General features: G+C 47.6%; 24 protein-coding genes. 13 read left to right on the top strand and 11 right to left on the bottom strand.

The window, feature by feature from the left end:
- Nucleotides 1-16 precede the first annotated feature (16 nt).
- The 3 genes from KNO79_RS13315 to recX form a co-directional block, all read right to left on the bottom strand.
- Nucleotides 17-1,741, bottom strand: coding sequence for an ABC transporter ATP-binding protein (locus KNO79_RS13315; RefSeq protein WP_078146382.1), 1,725 nt, complete (start codon nucleotides 1,739-1,741; stop codon nucleotides 17-19).
- Nucleotides 1,742-2,061: 320 nt separating this feature from the next.
- Nucleotides 2,062-3,702: an L-lactate permease gene (locus KNO79_RS13310; protein ID WP_214691491.1), complete on the bottom strand. Its 1,641-nt coding sequence runs from the start codon at nucleotides 3,700-3,702 to the stop codon at nucleotides 2,062-2,064.
- Nucleotides 3,703-3,750: 48 nt separating this feature from the next.
- Nucleotides 3,751-4,563: a recombination regulator RecX gene (gene recX, locus KNO79_RS13305; protein ID WP_159563580.1), complete on the bottom strand. Its 813-nt coding sequence runs from the start codon at nucleotides 4,561-4,563 to the stop codon at nucleotides 3,751-3,753.
- A gap of 145 nt (nucleotides 4,564-4,708) precedes the next feature.
- On the opposite strand from recX, the gene KNO79_RS13300 reads away from it, so the two are divergent.
- From KNO79_RS13300 to KNO79_RS13280, 5 genes are all read left to right on the top strand, one after another.
- Nucleotides 4,709-5,617 carry a TIGR01777 family oxidoreductase gene (locus KNO79_RS13300; RefSeq protein ID WP_074037710.1) on the top strand — a complete coding sequence of 303 codons (909 nt, stop codon included), beginning with the start codon at nucleotides 4,709-4,711 and terminating at the stop codon, nucleotides 5,615-5,617.
- Between the two features lie 12 nt (nucleotides 5,618-5,629).
- Nucleotides 5,630-6,784, top strand: coding sequence for an amidohydrolase (locus KNO79_RS13295; RefSeq protein WP_015880875.1), 1,155 nt, complete (start codon nucleotides 5,630-5,632; stop codon nucleotides 6,782-6,784).
- Between the two features lie 177 nt (nucleotides 6,785-6,961).
- Nucleotides 6,962-7,528, top strand: coding sequence for a GNAT family N-acetyltransferase (locus tag KNO79_RS13290; RefSeq protein WP_159563577.1), 567 nt, complete (start codon nucleotides 6,962-6,964; stop codon nucleotides 7,526-7,528).
- A gap of 168 nt (nucleotides 7,529-7,696) precedes the next feature.
- Complete coding sequence (locus KNO79_RS13285; protein WP_074037712.1) at nucleotides 7,697-8,386, top strand: response regulator transcription factor; 690 nt, start codon at nucleotides 7,697-7,699, stop codon at nucleotides 8,384-8,386.
- Nucleotides 8,383-9,774, top strand: a complete 1,392-nt coding sequence (locus tag KNO79_RS13280; RefSeq protein WP_031421106.1) for a sensor histidine kinase — start codon at nucleotides 8,383-8,385, stop codon at nucleotides 9,772-9,774. Before KNO79_RS13285 ends, KNO79_RS13280 begins: the two co-directional genes overlap by 4 nt.
- A 25-nt stretch (nucleotides 9,775-9,799) precedes the next feature.
- Here the strand turns inward: KNO79_RS13280 and KNO79_RS13275 are convergent, their stop codons facing one another.
- Entirely contained in the window at nucleotides 9,800-10,087 is a 288-nt protein-coding gene (locus tag KNO79_RS13275) for a hypothetical protein (RefSeq protein ID WP_074037713.1), read from the bottom strand.
- 117 nt (nucleotides 10,088-10,204) lie between these two features.
- Here KNO79_RS13275 and KNO79_RS13270 point away from each other — a divergent pair, with 117 nt between their 5' ends.
- The gene (locus KNO79_RS13270) at nucleotides 10,205-10,411 is read left to right on the top strand and encodes a hypothetical protein (protein ID WP_074037714.1); all 207 of its coding nucleotides are present in this window, start codon (nucleotides 10,205-10,207) and stop codon (nucleotides 10,409-10,411) included.
- Nucleotides 10,412-10,440: 29 nt separating this feature from the next.
- On the opposite strand, the gene KNO79_RS13265 is transcribed toward KNO79_RS13270, so the two are convergent.
- From KNO79_RS13265 to KNO79_RS13255, 3 genes are all read right to left on the bottom strand, one after another.
- Nucleotides 10,441-10,848 (bottom strand): cytidine deaminase, encoded by a 408-nt coding sequence (locus tag KNO79_RS13265; RefSeq protein WP_078146373.1) that lies wholly within the window; start codon nucleotides 10,846-10,848, stop codon nucleotides 10,441-10,443.
- Nucleotides 10,849-10,940: 92 nt separating this feature from the next.
- Entirely contained in the window at nucleotides 10,941-12,317 is a 1,377-nt protein-coding gene (rlmD, locus tag KNO79_RS13260) for a 23S rRNA (uracil(1939)-C(5))-methyltransferase RlmD (protein ID WP_074037716.1), read from the bottom strand.
- Nucleotides 12,314-12,523 carry a hypothetical protein gene (locus tag KNO79_RS13255; RefSeq protein ID WP_015880867.1) on the bottom strand — a complete coding sequence of 70 codons (210 nt, stop codon included), beginning with the start codon at nucleotides 12,521-12,523 and terminating at the stop codon, nucleotides 12,314-12,316. The genes rlmD and KNO79_RS13255 overlap by 4 nt, the downstream gene beginning before the upstream one ends.
- A gap of 85 nt (nucleotides 12,524-12,608) precedes the next feature.
- Between KNO79_RS13255 and yfkAB the strand changes: the two genes are divergently transcribed.
- The 3 genes from yfkAB to KNO79_RS13240 are packed head-to-tail and all read left to right on the top strand — an operon-like array spanning nucleotide 12,609 to nucleotide 15,148.
- Nucleotides 12,609-13,715, top strand: coding sequence for a radical SAM/CxCxxxxC motif protein YfkAB (gene yfkAB / locus KNO79_RS13250; RefSeq protein ID WP_214691490.1), 1,107 nt, complete (start codon nucleotides 12,609-12,611; stop codon nucleotides 13,713-13,715).
- Between the two features lie 53 nt (nucleotides 13,716-13,768).
- Nucleotides 13,769-13,963, top strand: a complete 195-nt coding sequence (locus KNO79_RS13245) for a hypothetical protein (protein ID WP_015880865.1) — start codon at nucleotides 13,769-13,771, stop codon at nucleotides 13,961-13,963.
- A gap of 42 nt (nucleotides 13,964-14,005) precedes the next feature.
- On the top strand, nucleotides 14,006-15,148 hold the full coding sequence (locus tag KNO79_RS13240) for an MFS transporter (protein ID WP_031421096.1): 1,143 nt from the start codon (nucleotides 14,006-14,008) through the stop codon (nucleotides 15,146-15,148).
- Nucleotides 15,149-15,187: 39 nt separating this feature from the next.
- Here the strand turns inward: KNO79_RS13240 and KNO79_RS13235 are convergent, their stop codons facing one another.
- Both KNO79_RS13235 and KNO79_RS13230 read right to left on the bottom strand, forming a co-directional pair.
- Nucleotides 15,188-15,490: a hypothetical protein gene (locus KNO79_RS13235; protein ID WP_031421094.1), complete on the bottom strand. Its 303-nt coding sequence runs from the start codon at nucleotides 15,488-15,490 to the stop codon at nucleotides 15,188-15,190.
- A gap of 128 nt (nucleotides 15,491-15,618) precedes the next feature.
- Nucleotides 15,619-16,569, bottom strand: a complete 951-nt coding sequence (locus KNO79_RS13230) for a DMT family transporter (RefSeq protein WP_196431545.1) — start codon at nucleotides 16,567-16,569, stop codon at nucleotides 15,619-15,621.
- Between the two features lie 201 nt (nucleotides 16,570-16,770).
- Between KNO79_RS13230 and KNO79_RS13225 the strand changes: the two genes are divergently transcribed.
- The 4 genes from KNO79_RS13225 (at nucleotide 16,771) to KNO79_RS13210 (ending at nucleotide 21,243) form a co-directional block, all read left to right on the top strand.
- Nucleotides 16,771-18,678 (top strand): heavy metal translocating P-type ATPase, encoded by a 1,908-nt coding sequence (locus KNO79_RS13225; RefSeq protein WP_074037720.1) that lies wholly within the window; start codon nucleotides 16,771-16,773, stop codon nucleotides 18,676-18,678.
- A gap of 115 nt (nucleotides 18,679-18,793) precedes the next feature.
- Complete coding sequence (locus KNO79_RS13220; RefSeq protein WP_031421089.1) at nucleotides 18,794-19,720, top strand: carbohydrate kinase family protein; 927 nt, start codon at nucleotides 18,794-18,796, stop codon at nucleotides 19,718-19,720.
- 67 nt (nucleotides 19,721-19,787) lie between these two features.
- Nucleotides 19,788-20,225, top strand: a complete 438-nt coding sequence (locus KNO79_RS13215; RefSeq protein WP_051829356.1) for an NUDIX domain-containing protein — start codon at nucleotides 19,788-19,790, stop codon at nucleotides 20,223-20,225.
- 64 nt (nucleotides 20,226-20,289) lie between these two features.
- Nucleotides 20,290-21,243 carry a YihY/virulence factor BrkB family protein gene (locus tag KNO79_RS13210; protein WP_074037721.1) on the top strand — a complete coding sequence of 318 codons (954 nt, stop codon included), beginning with the start codon at nucleotides 20,290-20,292 and terminating at the stop codon, nucleotides 21,241-21,243.
- Nucleotides 21,244-21,281: 38 nt separating this feature from the next.
- Here the strand turns inward: KNO79_RS13210 and KNO79_RS13205 are convergent, their stop codons facing one another.
- Together KNO79_RS13205 and KNO79_RS13200 are read right to left on the bottom strand one after the other, a co-directional pair.
- Nucleotides 21,282-21,815 carry a beta-class carbonic anhydrase gene (locus tag KNO79_RS13205; protein ID WP_074037968.1) on the bottom strand — a complete coding sequence of 178 codons (534 nt, stop codon included), beginning with the start codon at nucleotides 21,813-21,815 and terminating at the stop codon, nucleotides 21,282-21,284.
- A 36-nt stretch (nucleotides 21,816-21,851) separates the two neighbouring features.
- A complete protein-coding gene (locus KNO79_RS13200; protein WP_214691489.1) occupies nucleotides 21,852-22,751 on the bottom strand; it encodes a 1,4-dihydroxy-2-naphthoate polyprenyltransferase in 900 nt (299 codons plus the stop codon).
- Nucleotides 22,752-22,854 lie beyond the last annotated feature (103 nt).

Below are 22,854 nucleotides of genomic sequence, written 5' to 3'. Positions count from 1 at the left end.
TTCCCCCTTTCCCGGATTACTCCGTCTCTCCTTGTCGAATAAATTGTTCATAGTACCAACCGTGTCGTTCCATCAGTTGGTCGTGGGTGCCGCGCTCGGTGACTCGTCCGTCTTGAAGGACGAGAATTTGGTCGGCATGTGCCACCGCAGAAAGACGGTGCGCCACGATAAAGGTCGTCTTCGCCTCACGGCTCGTGCGGACCGAATCGATTATGCGTGATTCCGTTTTCGCATCGACCGCTGAGAGCGAATCGTCAAGAAGCAGAATCTCAGGATTTTTCAGTAAAGCACGTGCAATTGATAATCGTTGTTTTTGTCCACCTGACAGCATGACCCCTTGCTCCCCAACGACGGTATCGAGACCGTTCTCCAAGTGTTCGATGTCTGTATCGAACGCCGCGAGGTGAATGGCTCTGTCGAGTGCTTCATCCGAGACATCATCGACTCCGAAACGAATGTTATCACGCACCGTTTTCGAGAATAGGAGGTGCTCTTGTGACACATACCCACTCCAGCCACGGACCGTTTCAAGTTTAATGTCCGAAATCGGCACCCCGTTCACGAGAAGGGAATCGTCGATCGGATACTCCCGGAGCAATTGACGTAACAACGTCGTCTTCCCAGCTCCAGTCGGTCCGACAATCCCAATCGTCTCACCACGCGAGACGTGCAGGACGATGTCTTCTAACGACTCCCGATTCGCGTTTGGATAACGGAATGAGAGCGATTTGAAGGTGATTTTCTCTGGTACATCGATGTGAACCGTTCCGGTTGACGAAACGTCCGGTACCTCATTCATCGTTGTCTCAATCCGTTCCAAGCTCGCCGTTCCTCGTTGGACGACGTTGATGAGTTCCCCGAAGGCATACATCGGCCAAATCAACATCCCTAAATAAATGTTGAAGGAAACGAGTTGACCGAGCGTGATGTCGTTCGTAAAGACGAGATACGTCCCGAACGAGAGTCCGATCAAATAGCTGAGTCCAACGAGTAATTTGATAACCGGCTCAAACAAGACGTCGATTTTAGCGACATGCATGTTTTTCGCCATCACGTCATCCGTGATGTCATCAAATTTTTTCGTATCCGCCTCTTCTTGGACGAAGGAGCGGACGACCCGAAGACCAGAGATGGATTCAACGACTTGGTCGTTCATCACGCCGAACGAATCTTGGGCTGCCGTGAAACGTGTATGAATCTGACTCCCAAGTTTATTCATCGACCAGGCGAGAATCGGCATTGGCAAAAGTGCTGCGAGCGTCAACTTCCAATCGATGAACACGCCCATAATCGTCAAGGCGATGAGCGTCATGTTGAACGAGTCGACTAATGTCATGACCCCAAATCCCGCTGTCCGCTCCACCGCTTTTAAGTCATTCGTCGCAAGTGCCATCAAGTCACCTGTGCGATGTTGTTGATAGAAGCGCGGTGTTTGTTTGAGGAGGTGACCAAAGAAGCGACCTCTCAATTTCTTTTCAAGTAAAAAGGCTGTCCCGAAGAGTCGGGCAATCCACAAGTACGACATCACGTACGATAACACCATAATGCCGAGTAGCGACGATACAATCAGAATCAATCGCTCTGTCGTCAAACTTCCTTCACGAATCGCATCGATCGCCTGACCAATAATCCAAGGCGGCAGCATATCTACAACCCCTGTGATGATCAGTAAAATGATCGCAATCACATACGTTCGTTTCTGTCTTTTAATAAACCAATCCAATTGCTTAATCAGTTTCATGACTGATTTCCCCCTTCCGCCTCACCCATCCAAGCACGCAAAAAAGCGCACTCCACCTGATTGTGCAACCAATCAAATGAAGCGCGCTTGAAGTAGTCTTCAGTCTTTTGCATGGTCAGGGAAAGGACACTACCCCTATCCAGCTGCCAATGTCACGCAGTTAAATACGAGTAGCCATATGATGTTTTGAGTGTGTTTGTGAGTGCAATGTTGTTCATCATTCTGGCTCCTCTCGTTTCATAGTTTTAAAATCTACTCAAACCTTAGCAGACTGTTCTGAAAATTGTCAACATTATTCTGTAAAAAAACTGTAACTTGATTTAGTTTAAGAAAAACATGCCTAAAATGAGACCAATGACCCCCGTCGCCGTCACGTAATAAATCATCGGCATGAGCGTGTAACGGATGATGGTCCCTTCCTTGCCGAGTAATCCAGCAACCGATGCGACCGCTACGACGTTCAACACACAGATCATGTTTCCTGCGTTCGCTCCCGCCATCTGCATCGATAAAGCGAGCGTGTTATCAAGTCCAACCGACTCCGCAACGTTTGTCGTCAAACTCGAGAACATCATATTGGAAAACGTCGCCGAACCTGAAACGAAGGCACCAAGGGCCCCAATCCACGGTGCGACAAGTGGCCACACCCCACCGAACGTATCAGCAGCTGCCGTCGCAAGCTCGACCGGCATCGAAGCGAGTCCGGCACCGCCATTTTCAGAGTGGATGAATATACGAACCATTGGAACCGACGCCGCTAACGTGATGGCCGTTCCGACGACTCCAAGTGTCGTCGCCTTAAACACCGATGTCACTTGTGACCAACTCATGTTGTGTAAGAAGAATGTCGCAATAATCGTCAGGATAAACATAAAACCTGGTGAATAGAACGGTTCCCAAGACGTCGAAACTCCTTCTACCCCAAGAATGTCCGGGAGATTGATTCGGACACTGCGAGAGAGTTCGTTTAAAAATGGTACGGTACGGGTGAGCACTAAGAAAATCGTCAAAATAAGATAAGGTGCCCACGCCTTCCACTGAGGCAATTCTCGCGTGGTTGATTTGAGCGTCACTTTTTCAGCAGATGGTTCTAGCTCATCCACATATCCATCAAACGTCCAGACGCGTTTCGGCATGAGAATTCCTTTACGAGCCATGGCCACGAGGATGACCAGACCGGTTAAACCACCGAGCATGCCACCGAACTCAAATCCGAGGATGAGTGTCCAAATGTACGCAGGTACGCTGTATAACAACGCCGCCACAATCGCAACCGGAAATACCTCAAGTGCGGGTTTTATCGACTTCTCTTTACTGAAGAACCGCGTCAACATCAAAATCAAAATGAACGGGATGAATAGGCCGACCACCATATCGATCAACACCGTCTGCAAGACGACCTCTGTCAAGAAGGCAATCGATTCAGGTTGGTTCACATCTAAAGATAGACCGTTCCCGATCCCGATGAGTGCAGGTGTCCCGACCGCACCAAATGTCACAGCCGACACGTCTGCAGATAGTGCGATGACAACGGCGGCAATCGGTGGAAACCCGAGTGCGATCAAGAGCGGTGCTGCAACCGTTGCAGGCGTCCCGAATCCAGATGCGCCTTCAATAAATGAAACGAATAACCATCCGACAATCAAAACTTGAATTCGAGGGTCGGGTGTGATGTTGACGAATCCGGAACGAATTGCGTTCATCCCGCCCCCTTCTTTCATCGTATTCATCATTCCGATTGCCCCGTAGACAATCCATACTGTCGTGACGGCGATGACGAGTCCTTGTAATGTCGCTGCCATAATTCGTGTCGCATCCAATTGCCAGACGAAGAACGCTAAAATCGCCGTCGTCACAAGTGACAAGGGCATGGCTACCGATGCAGGTAAACGCATAATGACCAATAAGATGAGCACGGCCACAATCGGTGTCAGTGCTGTAATCCATTCTAAAATCGTCAATGTAGACCCACCTTTTCGTGTTTTCCCCTACCGTAAACAGATGTCCCATCACGATTCTTCTTCAGCGATTCGATCTAACGTACGTTCAATCACATCATACGGAAATCCTTTGCGCCGAAGCTGCATCTTCATGCGCTGTTTGCGTTCGAACGCGTCGTATCCGCTGAACTTCCGACTCAACTTCTCAGCCTGTTTCAGACATGCCGCAACCTCGACATCTTCGTCCTCTTCTTCCCAAAAAGTTTGAATCGCCTCTGAAATAATATCAAAGGTAAACCCCCTTTGCATCAGGGTTTGTTGAATTCTTTGTTGCACTTCTGTGGCAGAACGACGATTTGTTTCCAGTTGTTTCCTTTTCACGAACTTTCCAGCCTTCTCGACGAGATCTTCGTGTGAGATTGATTCTAATACGGATTCAACAACGTCCGTTGGGATTCGGAGCTGTTCGAGCTCGCGTTTGATTTTGATTGGTCCACTTGGACTTGTGTTGAATTTCGTTTGGACATACGCTTTTGCGAACTCCTCATCATTCAAATAACGCTGCTCGATTAGTCGCGTGATGGCATGTTTGATAGCAGATTCACTTAACTCTTTCTTCACGAGATAGTCCCTTACCTCTGAAATGGCGCGCATTCGATACGATAAATAATTGATGGCCAACTTATAGGCTTTCTGAGCTTCTTCCGCCTCAAGGACGTCTTGCACAAAATCGTCTTCGAGCTCCATCCCTTTTGTGAGCCCGTACTTGATGAATACGTCAACATCGATGGCGAACGCAAACTCCTCTTTCCCCTCCCGTTCGATGAAGACGTTCAGTCGATCTTGGTTCTTCTTTTGGGTCGTGAACTTTGCAATTTTCACAACGACTCCCCTCCATTCCATGTTTCTAACATATCACGTTCAAGAAACGTAGAGGATTTTTGATAAGTTAGAAGAAAGGGTATTCATCTGGATATACTGACTTATACCCATTTTAGAAACAACACATGATATCGGAGGGAATTTCATGAAAATCGCAATCACTGGTGGAACTGGGCTCATCGGTCAACCACTCGTTCGTGCACTCGCCGACGCCGGACATCAAGTCGTCGTGTTGACGCGTCATCCACGTCCCCGCCATCGCGGGGTATCGTTTATCGAATGGTTGACACCGAATAGTAAACCAGAAGAGGAACTCGAAGGAACAGATGCGTTCATTCATTTGGCCGGCGCCTCAATCAACGACGGGCGATGGACACACAAACAGAAACAAGCCATCCTTCAAAGTCGAATCGAAGGGACGAAGGAAGTCGTCCGAATTATTCAACAGTTGAAACAAAAGCCACAGGTCGTCATAAGCGGCTCGGCCATCGGTATATACGGTGAAGATCGTTCCATCACATATTCCGAAGAAACACCATTGCCGACACGGACTAATTTCCTCGGGAATGTCTGCGTCCTCTGGGAACAAGAAGCAGAACCCATTCGTGATTTAGGTGTTCGCCTTGTGACGATGCGCACCGGAGTCGTCTTATCGAATGATGGCGGTGCTTTCCCATTAATGAAACTCCCCTATCAGTTCGGGGTCGGTGGTAAAATTGGATCAGGAGAGCAATGGGTTCCTTGGATTCATTTAGACGACCTCGTCCGCTTGTTCGTGCACGTCATCGAGACTGATTCCATTGAAGGACCCGTCAACGGCACTGCACCTACACCGGTGACGATGAATGAGTTCGGGAAGACGATTGCGAACGTGATGCATCGTCCTCACTGGATTCCGGCACCTGCCCCAATGATGCAACTCGCCCTCGGCGAAAAGAGCGTCATCGTCCTAGAAGGTGCGAAAGTCGTTCCGACGAAGGCACTTCAACATGGTTTCGACTTCCGCTATGAAACATTGGAACCGGCTCTAACACAACTACTACAAGATGTTTAAGGAGAATGAATTGTGAGTCACTTACTAATCCGAAATGCCCATATTTACCCCATCACTGCCCCCCATTTTTACGGAGACCTCCGTGTTCGGGACGGGAAAATCGTCGAAATGTCCGATTTACTTGAACCGACTGACGGGGAGCATGTCATTGAAGCCGAAGGAAACTTTTTATTCCCGGGCTTCATCGATGCTCACACCCACCTCGGATTATATGATGAAGGAACCGGCTCTGTCGGAAACGACGCCAATGAGACGGTCGAAGCGATGACGCCTCATGCACGTGCGATTGACGGGGTATACCCTCTTGACGAAGGATTTCAAGAAGCGCTGATGGCAGGCGTGACCGCCGTTCAGGTCATGCCAGGAAGTATGAACGTCATCGGTGGTGTGACCAGTGTCATCAAAACACACGGTCGATATATTGACGACATGATCGTCCGTCGTTATGCCGGATTGAAGATGGCGCTCGGTGAAAACCCGAAACGGATTCATAGTATGGGAAAAACAGGTGATTTGACGCGGATGGGGATTATGGGGTTGCTTCGTGAAGCGTTCCGTACCGTCGGGTCGACCAAAACGATCGGAACGTTCGGCAGTCAGATGATTCAACTTGCCCTCGACAGAGAGATGCCGATTCGTGTGCATGCCCACCGCGCCGATGACATTTTATCTGTCGTTCGCTTTGCCCAAGAGTTCGATCTCGACTATCGTATCGAACATTGTACAGAAGGTCATCTTGTCGTTGAAAAACTACAAGAACTCGGTGTGAAACATGTCACCGTCGGACCGACGTTTACTCGAAAATCTAAAATCGAGCTCCAGAACAAGACATGGGAGACGTATCGCATTCTCCATGAGCACGGCATGATCGTCTCCATCACGACCGACCATCCGTACACGCCGGTCCAATATTTGAACTTGTGCGCCGGTCTTGCGGCACGTGAAGGACTTCCTGTCGATATCGCGTTGCGAGGGATCACCATCAATCCAGCTGAATCACTAGGTGTCGCTGACCGAATCGGATCTCTTGAAGTAGGAAAAGATGCCGATTTGGTGCTTTGGAGTCACTTCCCGCTCGACTACTTATCGAAGCCGATTATGACGATTGTGAACGGTGAAGTCGTGTACAAAACGGACCGTGCTGAAACCCATCATGAGGTCGAGTAATTTTCATTATTTTTCATAAGGGTTTTTACGCATAATTTACTTGCTTTTTTAAAAATACTATATAAAATTATCTTGTAACTTCATAAAGCAGCCAAGGCGGTTCGAACAGCGAAGCCAGAAGTATGCTTTCGTTACGACTATTCTTCAGCGGTCTGAAATAGGAGGAGGAATGTAAAGGTGCTCAAATTTCGTGAGCTCACCGACTGCGCGGAGTTGTTCGAACTGATGCAACACCCAGATGTCTTTCCGTATGTCCGTCAAAAGACGGTCCATTTTGACGAGTTTTTATTTAGCACGAAGCAAGTCATCGAGCTAGAAGAGCAAGGAAATATCATCTCACGTACCATCACGAACGAGTATGGCACCCCGATTGGGACGATTAGCTTGTTCGATGTCGAATCCGGATATGGATTCCTTGGCACGTGGCTTGGCAAGCCGTATCACGGCAAAGGTTATAATCAAGTGGCGAAAGAGGCGTTCTTCTCAGAACTGTTCTTCGATCTTGATATTGAAAGTGTGTTCTTAAAAATCCGTAAATCGAATGAACGATCGATTGCTGCAGCAGAGAAGCTTCCGTACGCGTTTTGCGCGAACGAGATTCGTTCCGAACTGCTTGCGGAGATCAACCAAGGTGACGTGGAGTATGTTTTATATGAAGTATCCAAGTCGAGCTTCCAACTATACTTGCATGCCCTACACGTCCCGGAATACGAAGTGCCATACGAGGCACAACTCGAAGCATGAGCCAATTCTGTCAAAGAATTGGCTTTTTTGTGGCGTTTTTGTGTGGATTTGATGGAGGGAACTTGTCGGAGCCGAATAAATCTGTTCTAATTCGAAGAGATAGGTATGATAGAAGTATGAGGGATTTATCACAACTCCCGTTAACCGTTTTGCAAAGGAGAATGGCATATGTCAGAATCAATGTTTCGTATCCTCGTGACCGACGACGAAGAACAAATGCGCGATTTACTTGTATCAAATTTAGAAAAAGAAGGGTATGAGACGGTCACCGCCTCAAACGGCCTTGAAGCGATTGAACGCTTGAAAGAAGAGACGTTCCATCTCGTCTTACTTGATGTGATGATGCCGGAACTCGACGGATTGACGGCTTGCATGCGCATCCGTGAGTTCTCAAACGTACCCATCATCCTGTTGACGGCACGCTCAGAAGAGCTCGACCGCATTCACGGCCTCAAAATCGGGGCAGACGATTACATCACGAAACCGTTTAGCCCACGCGAATTACTCGCACGAATCGAAGCGACGCTCCGTCGCACGCACAGCTTCTCAAAAGAACAAGAAGCGACGTTTGATGTCGGGGTCCTCTCAATCGATATCGAAGGACGTACCGTCAGTGTGAAAGGGAAGACCGTCAACTTGACACGAAAAGAGTTTGATTTGCTCTACCTATTCATCACGAACGACGAAAAAGTATTCTCCCGTGAACAATTACTTGATCAGATTTGGGGGACCGAGTATCATGGAAACCTTCGCACGGTGGATACTCACATTAAGACGCTTCGCCTGAAACTCGGCGAGGCGGGCGGTTATATTCAGACAGTCTGGGGAATTGGCTACAAATTCGAGGCAAACGGATGAAACGATACACGATCAGGAAGCGGATTTGGATTACCATCTGGACAGCCAGCCTCTTCTCAGCGTTCGTGTTTCTCATCATGACGTTTTATCTGTACGACAAGTTCTATATTCAAACGCAAGAAGAACTGCTCATCAATCGCGGTGAGAAACTTGTCACCATCTATAAGGCCGACGGTTTCTCGGACGCGTTCGCCGATAGCATGACGTACACGAACGAATTGACCGAAACGAAAGTGTTCCTCTCCTCCGTTCGAGAGGACACACTCGGCTCCGGTAAAACCTTTTTAAGGCAGCAGGACCTCGAACGGTTGCAGGACGGTTATGCCATCTCGGTGACCCGGAAACATCCGACCGAGGACGTCGACATTTTGATGACCGCATTTCCTCTCATCCGCGACGATGAACTCGACAATGCACTCATTTTGTATATGGAGCTCAGTAAAATCAGTGAACCGTTCCAACCGATTCGGCTCATGATCACGTTTTTACTCGTCCTCATGATTGTGAACTTGCTCATTTTTGGTAAACAGATCATCGACACGATCATCCAACCACTCATTCAGATGAAGCGTGCCTCTCAAGTCTATGCGCAAGGTGATTTCTCCCACCGCATTCCGATTGTCTACGATGACGAAATTGGTGAACTAGCAGACACGCTCAACTCGATGGCGGAATCGCTCGGACTTGTTGAAGAACAGCGTAAAGAGTTTCTCGCTAACGTCAGTCACGAACTTCGCACGCCACTCTCTTACATCCGCGGTTATACCGAGATGCTCCAAGATGAGTCATTGGATGAAAAAACGAGGGCACAATATTATGACATCATCGAGAACGAGACGAACCGGCTTCAGCGCCTTGTCACGGACTTACTCGATCTCGCCCAGCTAGAGCGCGATTCGTACCCGATGACGAAAGAACCGGTCGTTTACTCGCAAGTACTTGAAGACGTCCTCTATCGTCTTGAACCGATTGCCCGTGCGAAAGGCGTGACAATCGAATCGGATTTAGACTTCGACTTGATCATCCTCGGTGACCATGACCGACTCGAACAAGTCATCGGCAATCTTCTCGACAACGCGCTCCGATATACGGATGCTGGCAAGACGATTCATGTGAAAACGTTCGCCGAAACCGAATATGCAATCACGGAAATACGCGACGAAGGTCGAGGCATCCCGAAAGAAGATTTAGACAAATTGACGGAACGCTTCTATCGTGTCAATAAATCACGGACACGAAAAGATGGCGGAACCGGTCTCGGTTTGGCCATTGCGAAGCACATTATCGAGCGACATGAAGGGTCTCTTCATTTCAGCTCTGAAGTCGGACAAGGAACGACTGTCACTGTCGGTCTGCCGCTTTTACCTGACGATGAATTTGATATGTAAATAGGCAGCCGCGATGGCTGCCTATTCATATGTCTTTCCCTTTATATTGTTCGACCGACTCTCGTTCAAGTCGTTCGCGTTCGGCATGCGTCTGTGGAAAACCGTTCGCCTGCCATTCGGCACGGTGACTTGAATCAAGTTGCGTGAGCCCTTGCTCCGCTTCATCTTGATTCGCATCGACGCTTTCCCGTTCATCCATCTTCTGCCACGTATCTTCTTCCTCACGTTGTGAAAGCAGTGCCGCCACTTTTGGTGCAACGAGCGCCGCACCGGCAACACCTAAGACAATCCCCATCAACACTTTCCGATCCATCCTAACCCCTCCTTCACTATGCACTCTTCATTCCACCATTTTATAATCTCAAAACCATTATCGAAAACGTTTACAACATTTCTACGAGTGGAATGGCTAATGGAAGGAGGCGATTGGATGGAGAAGAAACGACCCACTTCGAAACGTCCGTTTGATAATCCGGACGCGGTAGACACGGACAAAGAAAGCATCTTTGACGAAGACGGCATGCAAACCGTCGACCCGATTCCTGTAGAGGAATTGAACGAACGAGTGAAGGATGAAAAGAATAAACGTCACTCCAAAGATGACTCAGTGAGTGAAAAGAAATATAAAGACACATAAACAAGCTGCGGACAAACGTCCGCAGCTTGTTATGTTAAATCTTTTGGTGAAAATCCGTAAGGCAACATCTCTTCTTTCGTCATCACTTTCGTATCACCGTTCAAGTTTGCAAGAATCAACGTGAAATCTTCGCCAGCGAATTCAGCAATCACTTGGCGGCACGCACCGCATGGTGAAATCGGGCCTTCCGTGTCACCGACGACGACGACCGTTTCAATCGCGTCACTACCTTCTGACACGGCTTTAAAAATGGCTGTGCGTTCGGCACACATCGATAGTCCGTACGAGGCGTTTTCCACGTTACATCCTGTAATTTCGTTTCCTGATGTATCGATGACGACAGCTCCTACTTTAAACTTTGAATACGGTGTATAGGCGCGTTTGCGCGCTTCGATGGCTTTATGGACGAGTTCTTGTACGCGTTCTTGTGAGATCATAGGATGTTCCTCCACTTCTATATTTGAAAAGAAGTCTGACATCTGAACTATATCGTGAAAACGCTTACGTGACAAGCCTTTTCACGGTCTCGTCAATATTTTTTCTTTTTCTTTTTCTCGAATACGACGACCGACTCGACATGAGATGTCTGTGGGAACATATCATACGGCTGTACGTAATTCACTTTGTATCCCGCTTTCATCAACTGGTCGGCGTCACGTGCGAGCGTCTGCGGGTTACATGACACGTAAACGATCCGCTTCGTTTTAGAAGAGATGATGGAATTGATCAATTGATGGTCCATCCCTGTGCGTGGCGGGTCGACTACGATGACGTCTGGGATCCATCCATCTTTTACCCAACGTGGAATCCAATGCTCGGCACGCCCTTCGACGTATGTGACATGGTTATAGCCATTTTCACGCATATGGTCATTGGCATCTTCGACCGCTTCCGGCACGACTTCCATTCCACGGATTTCTTTCGCATATGGGGCTAACCAAAGTCCGATCGACCCTACTCCTGCATACGCATCGATCACACGTTCTTCACCCGTCAATCCTGCGGCCTCGACCACTTCACGGTACATTTTTTCTGTCTGTGCCGGATTCAACTGGAAGAATGCGCGTGGTGATAAGTGATAATGAACGTCGTCTAATTGTTCATCCATTTTCTCCTGACCGGCGATGTGAACTGTCCGATAACCGAAAATAACACCCGAACGGTTTGCATTGATATTGATATGGAACGACACAACATTCGGCAATTCCATGATGCGGTCGCTCAATTCATCTAAATCAGGGACATCTTCATGTCCGACGACCAAAACGACTTGAACATCGTTCGTGTTATAACCCGAGCGGACGACGATTGTACGCGCGTACCCCGTGTCGCGACGTGCATCGTAGACGGGAATATCAAGTTCGTTTAAAATACGGACAATCGCATTGTTGATGTTCGTCGTATCCCGTTGTTGGACCATACAGTGCTCGATCGGCACGAGATGGTTCGAGTTCGGTTTGTAGAGACCTGATACGATCTCACCGCGACGCGTGCCGAGTGGGAATTGTGACTTGTTCCGGTAATACCATGGATCTTCCATTCCGATTGTTGGACGGATATCCGATTTGTCCACGTTTAGTTTCGTCTTTTGACGGAAGGCGTTTCGAACGATTTCTTCCTTATACTCCATCTGCAGACGTGAACTCATATGTTGGATTTGGCAGCCCCCGCACTCATCGTAAATCGGACAAGGTGCTTTGACGCGGTCTTTCGAGTCGTTATCTCGTTTGACGACACGCGCTTCCGCATAGTTTTTTTCCACACGCGTGATTTCGACTTTGGCTCGTTCTCCCGGCAATAAGTTCGGAATGAAGATGACCATGCGATTAAGTGTCGCAATGCCTTCTCCATTAATGCCAAGTCGTTCGACCGTGACATCTTTAAAATCTCCTGTGATTAATTTCAATCTGATTCATCCTTTCGAGACGATTGTTCTAGGTCTTTGGCGTAACGCACTACTTTAGCGCGCAACGAATCAATGTCGGCTAACAGGCGATGTAAATCTTCAGGTGTCGTATGCTCGTCTAGCGTATTGACCGATAGACAGAGTAATTCCGTTCTCGATTTTAGGACGTTCATCTTTCCGGCAGTATCTGTTCGTGATTTACCCATCTTGTAATCGCTCCTTTGGTTCGTGACAAAGAGTTGCTATTATAGCATACTATTTCGTGTAACTTGATGAAAAGGTGGAATCCACATGCAAAACATTTCCCCAACTTTCGACCCTTGGGAAGCCTATCTCGACCAAGTCGAACACGGTCGACTCGTCTTATCCAATGTCGAAGTCACTACAACGAAGCTGTGTAACATGCGCTGCGAACATTGTGCGGTCGGTTATATGCTAGACCAAACAGAAGAACCAGAAGTTCCGCTCGACCTGTTGATTCAACGACTGGATGAGATCGAACATTTGCGTGCCTTCTCCATCACAGGCGGTGAACCGATGCTGTCTATGAAATCGGTCCGCAACTATGTCGTTCCATTGTTACGTTATGCGAAAGAACGTGGGGCGCGCACGCAAATCAACTCGAACTTGACGCTACCGTTATCTCGCTATCATCTTATTACCCCTTACTTGGACGTTTTGCACATTTCGCATAACTGGGGTACCGATGCCGATTTCCTTGAAGGCGGATTCGCGATGATGAACCGGAAACCAAGTGAAGAGGCACGATTGAAAATGCTCCAGACGATGAAAGACAACGCACGTGCTCTCACATCTGAAGGAATCATTGTGTCCGCGGAGACGATGATCAACAAACGAACGATTCCGCACTTGAAAGAGATCCATGAAGAAATTGTATCGCTCGGTTGCCAAAGGCATGAGGTGCACCCAATGTACCCCGCAGACTTCGCTAGCGCCCTCGAATCAGCATCGCTCGCTGATACGCGACAAGCCATCCATGACTTACTCGATGTCCGTGACGAGAACGTATGGATGTTGTTCGGGACGTTACCATTCTATGCATGTTCTGACCTACCTGAAGACCGTGCTCTGTTGAAGCGACTTCATGAAACAAAAAACGTGACCGTTCGAAACGACCCAGATGGACGTTCTCGTCTCAACACGAATATCTTTGACGGACAGATCATCGTGACCGATTTCGGTGATGAACTCGGTTCACTCGGCACCGTCTATGACACACCATTCCAAGAGGCGTATGATACGTGGACGAACAGCCAATTGAACGCTACACTCTCTTGTCACTGCCCTGCCGTGAAGTGTCTCGGGCCGAACGCACTCGTTAAACAAGCATATTATCCGACGGTCGATTTCCAATCTCGTAAAGCTACATCGTTTTAAATATTTCGATTCGGGAAATGTTCTGTATATTAAATGAATCGAGGTGCGTGTAGATGACTGCGATTTATATCCTCATGATTACCGTGATGGCCATCATTATTTTTGGCGGAGTACTGAGCATCTTATTGACAGCCGCATTCGTTTCAGACAAAGTAGAGCATGATGAAATGTTTAGTCAAGGCAGTTGGGATGATGAATTGCTGCATTTGAATCACTCTCCACAACCGATTGACGACACGAAAAGCTGAGACCCTTCTCGGCTTTTTACTTTGACTTCATGAGGTGAACCTATGCTCCGTTTTCGTTTTATGATTTTACTATTGATTGTCTTTATTTCCGGTTTGATTCAAGGTGCGCTCATCCCACTCTTATCTACGTTGATTGAACGGGATGGGGCCCCGGCCTGGGTGAACGGACTGAACGCGACGATGCTTTACGTCGGTGTGATCGTCTCTGCGCCTCTCCTGGAGCGATTCGTCCGTAAATATGGATTCCGACCGACCATCGTCCTCGGTATCGTATTGACGGCTGTCGCGACCTTCGCTTTACCGATTTGGCCGTCCTTACTCGTTTGGGCGATGATGCGCTTCTTCATCGGATTCGGCGACTCGGCTCTACACTACGGGTCACAAGTATGGGTGACCTCAGCAAGTGAAAAGAGCAGTCTCGGTCGAGCGATGGCGTATTATGGAATGTCTTTCAGTCTCGGTTTTGCCATCGGTCCATTGATTGCACCACTCGTCGACCTATGGTTTTGGTTACCGTTCCTCATTATCGTCTTCTTCTGTCTCGCTTCGTTGATGCTCGTCTTTAAAGTCGAGAACGAGTTTCCGGAGGTCGAAAAAGTGAAGACCGACTCGAAAGGACGAATTCGCCTGATTCTTGTCGGTGCGGGATACACGCTTCTCCCTGCCTTTACATATGGGTTTCTCGAAGCGAGCTTAAATGCCAACTTTCCCATTTTTACGTCTCGGAATGGGATGAGTTTGACGGAAACGAGCACACTCATCACGACGTTCATCGTCATGTCGATTGTCGTTCAGCTTCCTCTTGGTCGCCTCGCAGACTTGTACGGTAAGAAGCGGATCTTACAAATCGTGCTGACGTTTGGCACACTCGTATTCACTTTGGCGAATCTTGTTGTCGATTCCTATATCGGTCTACTCTTCCTATTCGCACTTGCCGGCGCCGGGCTAGGATCGACTTATTCACTTGGTTTGGCACATATGACAGAGGTGCTTCCCCGATCGTTACTGCCGACGGGAAACATGCTTTACAGTATTTCATTCAGCATCGGTTCGATATCAGGTCCAATGATCGGTGCCTTCTGGTTGTCTTTACCGAAAGAGATCTATTTCTTTATGTATGCCGTCATTCTCGGTATTCTGGCGCTACGACTCTTCACGTCGACCGCTAAACCAATCGACTTATAAACAGAGGCAGATGGTTCCCATGAACCACCTGCCTCTGTTTTATTCCACTACTCGTTCCATTTCATCATCGTTTAACTGCAAAGCTCGGATGAACACTTCGTCTAGCGCGAATGGTTCAGTGTCTAGCGAAGCGAGTACATCGGATTTTAGCGTCACTTCTACGACACGGTCATCGAACTGCCATCTCGTCTGAATATCATCACCTTGTCTTGTGGCGCGGGTCGCCACTGGACCGTGACGTTCTTTTAAACTTTGACTCACGCACTTCATCACGTACTTGACGTACTCATCTTTCGGCTGACGTGAGATGAGAATGTTTCGAACGATTCGATTTCTAGTCATTGTTTCTCCTCCTCCCTTTGAATGATTGCGCACGCAAGTCTTTACAAACGAAGACCGATTTTCGAAATTTAAAATTCAGAATTTTTAATATATTTTGTCATGGGATTTCAATTCCGTCAACTCTGTCTCTAATTCAAATGACATCCGTTTGTTTTTTTTGTGCGGCGACCTTGAAAATACGTAGATAAATAAATGCCGACAATAACGAATCCGAGTCCGACCACCGCATTCCACGGAATCGTTTCACCGAGTAAAATCCCTGACAACATGACACCAAATAAGGGAACTAAAAAGATATAGAGTGAAATTCGACTGACCGGATTGTATTTCATTAATGTGTTCCACAATGTAAATCCGATCGCTGACAACATCGCCAAGTAAAACAGGAACGCAATCGTCTGTGCGGTGTACGGCATGGAAACACCATTCGGGTCTAATAGATAGCCGATCAGCAGTAACCCAACTGAACCGATCACCATCGCCCAAGCCGTCATCGGGGCAACATCATACGTCTTCGAGTAGTCCTTCGCTATCAAGTTCCCGAATGCTCCGGATACCATCGCCAAGATGAGTAAAATCTCTCCTAAGCCAAAACCAACTTCAGATCCGGTCGCCGGCCAGTTTGCGATGACAATTCCGGAAAAACCAAACGTCAAAGCAAACCCCTTCAATCGATTCAATTTATCGTCTTCATATCGGAAATGAGCGAGAGCCATTTGGAAAAACGAAGTAGAACCAGCAATGATCGATCCCTGGACCCCGGTCGAAATGGAAAGTCCGATATAGAAGAACAAATATTGTAGAAACGTCAAAAATGAACCGAGATGCGCATACGCTTTAACCTTTTCACGTGTCAATCGGACAGACCGTTTCAATACGGTCTGACTGATGATGAGCAATAGAATCCCTGCGAGTAAAAAACGCTCGCCAGCGAACAATAGTTGTTGCCCATACTCGTTCGATTGAATATCAAGCTTCTCATAACTCAACTTGATGAATGGGAACGCACTCCCCCATAACAACGTATTGAAAATCGCCAATAACGCCACCGTCCAAGGGCGTTCAAATATATTTTGCATGACACAAAAACTCCTTAATCTTTTTATTTGTGAGTCACTGATAAGCGTGTTAAGATAAACCTAGATAATAATAATTATAAATAAAGGATTCAGATTAAATTTCTATAAATTCTTTATTTTAAGCCAATTGAAGATGATAATCATCATCAGTCATTATCATTTAATCGAGATTTATTCTCAATTAGAAAGAAGGGATTATCGATGAACGTCCAATCGGTTACGCACGAAAAAAGCCACGTTTTCAAACGGGCTAGCTGGTACGAACATATTGAATTGATCATGGCGCTCATTAGCGGTGTATTGATTGTACTCGCTTATATCGCCGAAACACAAGGCGGAGCGCCTTGGATTCATGTCACACTTTACTTATCCGCCTTTTTTATCGGAGGATACGCAAAAGCGAAAGAAGGGATTTCGGATACGATTGAGACGAAATCGCTAAATGTAGAGCTTCTCATGATTATCGCCGCCATTGGTGCCGCTTCGATTGGGTACTGGATGGAAGGGGCAATCCTCATCTTCATCTTTGCTTTATCCGGGGCACTCGAGACGTATACGATGAACAAAAATGAACGTGCCCTCGAATCGTTAATGGAATTACAGCCGGAACAGGCGACTCGTCTAACAGACACTGATGAACTCGAGGTTGTTCATATCGACGACCTTCGTGTCGGAGATCGGATTTATGTCCGTCCTGGTGAACGCATTCCGGTCGATGGAAAAATTGTAAAAGGGAATGCTTCCGTAGAAGAAGCCGCTATCACAGGCGAATCCGTCCCTGTTGATCGTCAAGTCGGTGATGACGTGTTCGGATCGAGCGTCAACTTGAACGGAGTATTGACGATCGAAGTGACAAAACTTGCGACGGAAACACTGTTCCAAAAGATCATTCAAATGGTCCAACAAGCACAAGAAGAGAAATCACCGTCTGCACAGTTCATCGATCGATATGAAGGACGTTATGTTCAAATCGTGCTCTTCTCTGTTGCGGCCATCATCATTCTCGGACCGTTCGTCACGTCGTGGTCTCTTGAAACGAGTATCTATCGCGGCATGATCCTTCTCGTTGTCGCCTCCCCTTGCGCACTCGTCGCCGCCATCACACCGGCCGCGCTGGCTGCCATCGCCTCTTCTGCAAAACACGGGATTCTCTTTAAAGGCGGTGCTCATATCGAGAACATGGGACGTCTAAAAGCAATCGCCTTTGACAAGACCGGGACACTCACAATTGGGAAACCGATTGTGCAAGAAGCGCTCATCTCACCTTCATTAGAAGAGGAGGACGTCAACCGAATTGTCAGTTTGATTGAAGAGCATTCGATGCATCCACTTGCTGAAGCGCTCGTTTCCTACACCGGAAAACATACCGGGGAAATGACACACTTCAAAGACATCACAGGCTCCGGAATTGAAGCAACGATTGACGGGACGACGTATCGGGTCGGAAAACAGAAGTTCGCTGACCAAAGCGGTGATTTCTTTAAACATGATGTCGAACGATTGAAAGAGGCTGGTCACACCCTCGTCTTTATCAGTGACGAGTCACGTACAATCGGTGCTTACGCTTTACGTGACACACTACGCCCTGAGGCAAAAGTAGCAATCCAGCGGTTGAACGACTTAGGGATTGCGACGATCATGATTACCGGGGACAACGAGGCGACCGCTCGCGCCATCGCGAACGAAGCCGGATTGACACGCTATATCGCCGAATGTTTGCCCGAAGAGAAGGTTTCGCAAATCAAGACGTTACGCGAGGAATATGGAACAATCGGGATGATCGGCGACGGAATCAACGATGCCCCTGCCCTTGCGACAGCCGACGTCGGGATTGCCATGGGCGAAGGAACGGATGCCGCACTAGAAACGGCAGATGTCGTCTTAATGAAAAACGACCTCGTCCGATTGAGTGACGCCATTCGTCAATCGCGCAAATTAAATCGAATCGTCTTACAGAACGTCGTTTTTGCACTCGGTGTGATTCTTGTCTTGATTGCAACGAACATCTTTGAGTTACTCATCATGCCGTTCGCGGTTGTAGGACATGAAGGCTCAACCATTTTGGTTATTTTGAACGGCCTCCGACTCCTCACGTCATCGTGGGAGTGATCCATTCGACAAAATGGAATCGATGATTGAAACAATATGTCGATTTCGTTATAATTGAAACAATGTGTCTACAGACTGAAACAGATCGAAAGATTGACTAAAGGTGGTACAAGATATGAATACGATTGCAGTCATCGGCAAGGTGTTTGTCGATATTAAAGGGACTTCCTTTGCACCGCTCCACAAAGATGCGAAGAATGTCGGCGACATCACTTTTTCCAATGGCGGAACAGGTCGAAACGTTGCTCAAAACTTAGGTGTGCTCGGCAACGATGTCCGCTTCGTCTCGACCGTCACGAACGACCAAATCGGTGTCGGTGTCCTAGAAGAATTACGTTGCTTGAATGTAAACGTCGATGGGGTCGACATGCTTGACGATAATGGTATGGGAATGTGGCTCGCTGTAATGGACAACAACGGCGATCTTCAAACATCTATTTCGAAACAACCAGACGAAGCCCGTATGGAAGAAGCGATTTTACGTCAAATCGATACGGTCTTCGAAGAGAGCGACGCAGTCGCCATCGATTTAGACTTATCAGTCAACGTCTTGAACGAGACGATTGAACTATGCCGTGAAATGGATTTACCGCTTTATGGTGTCTGTGGCCATCTATCCGTCATCGAACGAAACCGTCATTTGCTTCAAGGATTCACAGGATTCATCTGCAGTCGTGAGGAAGCGGAAATTTTGTCCGACATGTCAATCGTCACAGTGGACGATGCCCTTCGCGTCGCGGAAGTACTCGCCATGAAAGGTGCTCCCCTCACAATCGTCACGATGAGTGAGCTTGGCGCTGTATATGTCGACCTTCGTACGAACGAACAAGGTCACGTCCCGACGACAAAAGTGAAAGTCGCCGACTCCACAGGAGCGGGTGATTCATTCTTCTCCGCTGTCATCTCGGAGCTCATGAAACAACATTCGATTGAAGAGGCGCTTCGATTGGGCATGCGCGTCGCAGGAAAAGTCATCGCCTCTCACGAGAACGGATTGACGCAAGAAATGTACACATCATTAGAACAACCTACGCAAGAATGAAAAGAACGCATCGGCAAATCGTCGGTGCGTTTTGTGCAAAATTACAGGAACGAAAGGAACGATCTCAGTGGTTCGAACGAAATTAAGAAGCGCGATTATTTTAATGAATGATCAAGATGAAGTGGCTTTGATCCGTCGCGAGAAAGAAAACGTCCTCTATTATGTTTTTCCAGGTGGCGGAGTCGAATATGGGCATACAACAGAAGAAACAGCCGTACGTGAAGCATTTGAAGAACTCGGTGTTCACGTAGAACTAGAAGGTGTCGCTGCCCATGTTGCGTTTAATAATGAGTTAAATCCTTATTATTGGGCGAAGATGACAGGTGGTGAATTCGGAACCGGGACAGGTGAAGAGTTCCAAGAAGAACAGACTAACGGATCGTATACACCGATGTGGATCAAACGGTCTGCACTCCCTCATCTCCCCGTTCGTCCACCTTCACTTGCTGAAAAACTCGCCTCACATGAGGAACGCTTTTATGATTTGACCTTATCGGAGGAGTAATCAGGTGTACACCCTGCCGAAATCGGGAAACGTTTTTTAACGATTGAGTCAGGAGGGTTTTATAATGGCAATGACAGAAGTGAAGGAAAAAAAGAATTGGCTTTCATTTGGGAAAGAGTTATTTCGACGATTTCAAGAGCATGATGTACAAGACTACGGGGCTACCCTCGCATTCTTTTGGTTTTTATCCATTTTTCCTGGAATCATCTTTATTTTGGCGCTCTTGTCCTTTTTCGATGTCTCACAAGATTCGTTTCAGAATCAATTGAACGATTTGGCACCCGGGTCCGCAGCTTCCGGGTTTTTAACGGGAATTTTCGAAGCAATCGGCGAACCGCGAGGCGGTCTTTTATCGCTCGGTGCGATTTTGGCGATTTGGTCCGCCGCAAAAGGGGTCGACCGTCTCATCACGACCTCCCTTCATGCTTATGGTGAAGATAATGAACGTAACTTTTTTGTGAAAAAAGGGTTGGCACTCGGATTGACGATTCTCCTTGGAATCGGGATGCTACTGCTGATTCTATCGAACGTATTTGGTTCTCAAATCATTTCGTTCGTCACTGAGTATTTACCCGTCAATATCACCGGAGCCGAAGAAATGATGATCAACGTGTTTCGATATGTCCTTACGACGGTTGTCCTCATTTTAACGCTCTCGATTTTTTATAAAGTATCTCCACAACAGCACGTCTTTTGGAAAAGCACTATCCCCGGTGCCATCTTCGGTGTCATCGGTTGGCAAGTCGTCTCATTCGGTTTCAGCCTATACGTTTCAAACTTTGGGAGTTACGACTCGACTTACGGTTCACTCGGAGGAATCATCGTCACGTTGCTCTGGTTACAATTAACCGGGATGATTATTTTAATCGGATCTGAAATCAACGCGACATGGATGCGCTTCTTCAAGACACCGAGTGAACAGGAATACGAACGCGACTTCAAAAAGAACAAAAAGAAAGCGAAACAAAAGCAAGAGGAAGATAACTTTGACGACATCCCGACGAACACGTACGGATAATTCAAAAGGAGCACGTTCAAGGTGAACGCGCTCCTTTCTTATGCTTCAATCGGATCAAGACGTCCCGTCGCCGGGTCAATCACGAATCCGTGTACATTCGTTCCTGGTGGTAACAGTGGATGGTTATTGATCAGGTTAACAGAATGAACGACGTTCTCTTCAACTGAATCAAATCCATGTAGCCACTGCTCCAAATCCATTCCTGAAGACTTTAGCGTCTTCAACGTTTGCGGGTCGATTCCACGACGCTCCATCTCTTCGATGACGACAGTCGGTTCAATCGCCGCCATCCCACAATCGTAATGTCCGACAACGACAACTTCTTCTGCTCCTAGCGCATAGAGTGCGACCAAAATCGATCGCATGGCCGAACCGAATGGATGCGACAAGACCGCACCCGCATTTTTAATGATTTTAGCGTCTCCGTTCTTAAGTCCTAGCGCTTGAGGTAATAGTTCCGTCAAACGTGTATCCATACACGTCAAAATGACGATTTTTTTATCCGGGAATTTATCAGATACGAACGGTTCGTACTGTTTTTCCTCTACGAAACGTTTATTGAATTCAAGCATTTCTTTTACGACTGACACGTTAACGCCTCCTCTTTTTTACAACACAAATCTTGAAACGATGAGTCCGACGACCATCCACGCCCCGAACAGCGTATTGACTTTCGCTGTCATCGCCATGGCAGGCATCAACGCGGCCGGTTCTGCCTTCTGCCAAAACCGTTGAATCGCCCGGATCATGACCGGCACCGTTAAGAGTGACAGCAAGACCCATGGAGTGACGCCATAAAACATGACGGCGACGATGATGCCGACTAATGCCGCGATAAAGAACGCTGCCAATACATACACCGCACGTCGATGACCGACCAGACACGCAATCGTTTTTCGGCCATTCTCTTTATCGTTATCTAAATCACGGATGTTATTCGCAAGTAAGATTGCCCCTATCAATAAGGCCATCGGGAACGACACGAGTAGCAACTCCGTAGTCACCGTATTGATTTGGATAAAGCCGGCAATCCCGATGATGACATATCCCATGAATAGCCCAGCGACAATTTCACCAAACGGCGTATAGGCAATCGGTAGCGGCCCTCCAGTATATAAGTAGCCGACAAGCATAGACAAGGCGCCGATCCAAAGCAAATGCCAGCTTGTGGATGCCGCAATGTAGAGCCCGAGTAGTGCCGCAATCGTATACATGCCGAGCGCAATCGCTAATACTTGCTGTGGTGTAAATCCATCACGTACGATGGAGCCTCCGATTCCGATGGACCCCTCATGATCAAGACCACGCTTGTAGTCATAATACTCGTTAAATAAGTTCGTCGCGATTTGAATAAGGACAGATGCCACTAACATGGCAAGGAAAAGTCCCCACTTGAGTTCGGTTTGATCGAGGACGATGAACGTCCCGAGCAAGACCGGAATAAAGCTTGCGGTCAGGGTATGCGGGCGAATCATTCGCCAATATGCCCCTTTCGATTTCTGTTTCATTTCGTTCCCTCCCTTCGTTAGTTTACGTCTCGATGAAAAAATCTGTCAACGCCAGCCCATTATCCTAGATTCTTGATCATTTCCCGAGCATTTCATAGGCAGG

It is taken from the genome of Exiguobacterium sp. s43 (genome assembly GCF_018617255.1).
Classification (GTDB): Bacteria; Bacillota; Bacilli; order Exiguobacteriales; family Exiguobacteriaceae; genus Exiguobacterium; species Exiguobacterium profundum.
Note: the sequence above shows the minus strand (reverse complement) of the source record. Positions and strands in the feature narration are given on the sequence as shown.

Excerpts from the sequence above, each read along its gene's own strand:
- KNO79_RS13205 (WP_074037968.1), bottom strand. The coding sequence starts at position 21,815 with ATGCTTGAATTCAATAAACGTTTCGTAGAGGAAAAACAGTACGAACCG.
- yfkAB (WP_214691490.1), top strand. The coding sequence starts at position 12,609 with ATGCAAAACATTTCCCCAACTTTCGACCCTTGGGAAGCCTATCTCGAC.
- KNO79_RS13265 (WP_078146373.1), bottom strand. The coding sequence starts at position 10,848 with ATGATCTCACAAGAACGCGTACAAGAACTCGTCCATAAAGCCATCGAA.
- KNO79_RS13245 (WP_015880865.1), top strand. The coding sequence starts at position 13,769 with ATGACTGCGATTTATATCCTCATGATTACCGTGATGGCCATCATTATT.
- KNO79_RS13240 (WP_031421096.1), top strand. The coding sequence starts at position 14,006 with ATGCTCCGTTTTCGTTTTATGATTTTACTATTGATTGTCTTTATTTCC.
- KNO79_RS13280 (WP_031421106.1), top strand. The coding sequence starts at position 8,383 with ATGAAACGATACACGATCAGGAAGCGGATTTGGATTACCATCTGGACA.
- KNO79_RS13275 (WP_074037713.1), bottom strand. The coding sequence starts at position 10,087 with ATGGATCGGAAAGTGTTGATGGGGATTGTCTTAGGTGTTGCCGGTGCG.
- KNO79_RS13200 (WP_214691489.1), bottom strand. The coding sequence starts at position 22,751 with ATGAAACAGAAATCGAAAGGGGCATATTGGCGAATGATTCGCCCGCAT.
- KNO79_RS13315 (WP_078146382.1), bottom strand. The coding sequence starts at position 1,741 with ATGAAACTGATTAAGCAATTGGATTGGTTTATTAAAAGACAGAAACGA.
- KNO79_RS13285 (WP_074037712.1), top strand. The coding sequence starts at position 7,697 with ATGTCAGAATCAATGTTTCGTATCCTCGTGACCGACGACGAAGAACAA.
- KNO79_RS13220 (WP_031421089.1), top strand. The coding sequence starts at position 18,794 with ATGAATACGATTGCAGTCATCGGCAAGGTGTTTGTCGATATTAAAGGG.
- KNO79_RS13210 (WP_074037721.1), top strand. The coding sequence starts at position 20,290 with ATGGCAATGACAGAAGTGAAGGAAAAAAAGAATTGGCTTTCATTTGGG.
- KNO79_RS13230 (WP_196431545.1), bottom strand. The coding sequence starts at position 16,569 with ATGCAAAATATATTTGAACGCCCTTGGACGGTGGCGTTATTGGCGATT.
- KNO79_RS13255 (WP_015880867.1), bottom strand. The coding sequence starts at position 12,523 with ATGGGTAAATCACGAACAGATACTGCCGGAAAGATGAACGTCCTAAAA.
- KNO79_RS13270 (WP_074037714.1), top strand. The coding sequence starts at position 10,205 with ATGGAGAAGAAACGACCCACTTCGAAACGTCCGTTTGATAATCCGGAC.
- KNO79_RS13300 (WP_074037710.1), top strand. The coding sequence starts at position 4,709 with ATGAAAATCGCAATCACTGGTGGAACTGGGCTCATCGGTCAACCACTC.
- KNO79_RS13225 (WP_074037720.1), top strand. The coding sequence starts at position 16,771 with ATGAACGTCCAATCGGTTACGCACGAAAAAAGCCACGTTTTCAAACGG.
- KNO79_RS13235 (WP_031421094.1), bottom strand. The coding sequence starts at position 15,490 with ATGACTAGAAATCGAATCGTTCGAAACATTCTCATCTCACGTCAGCCG.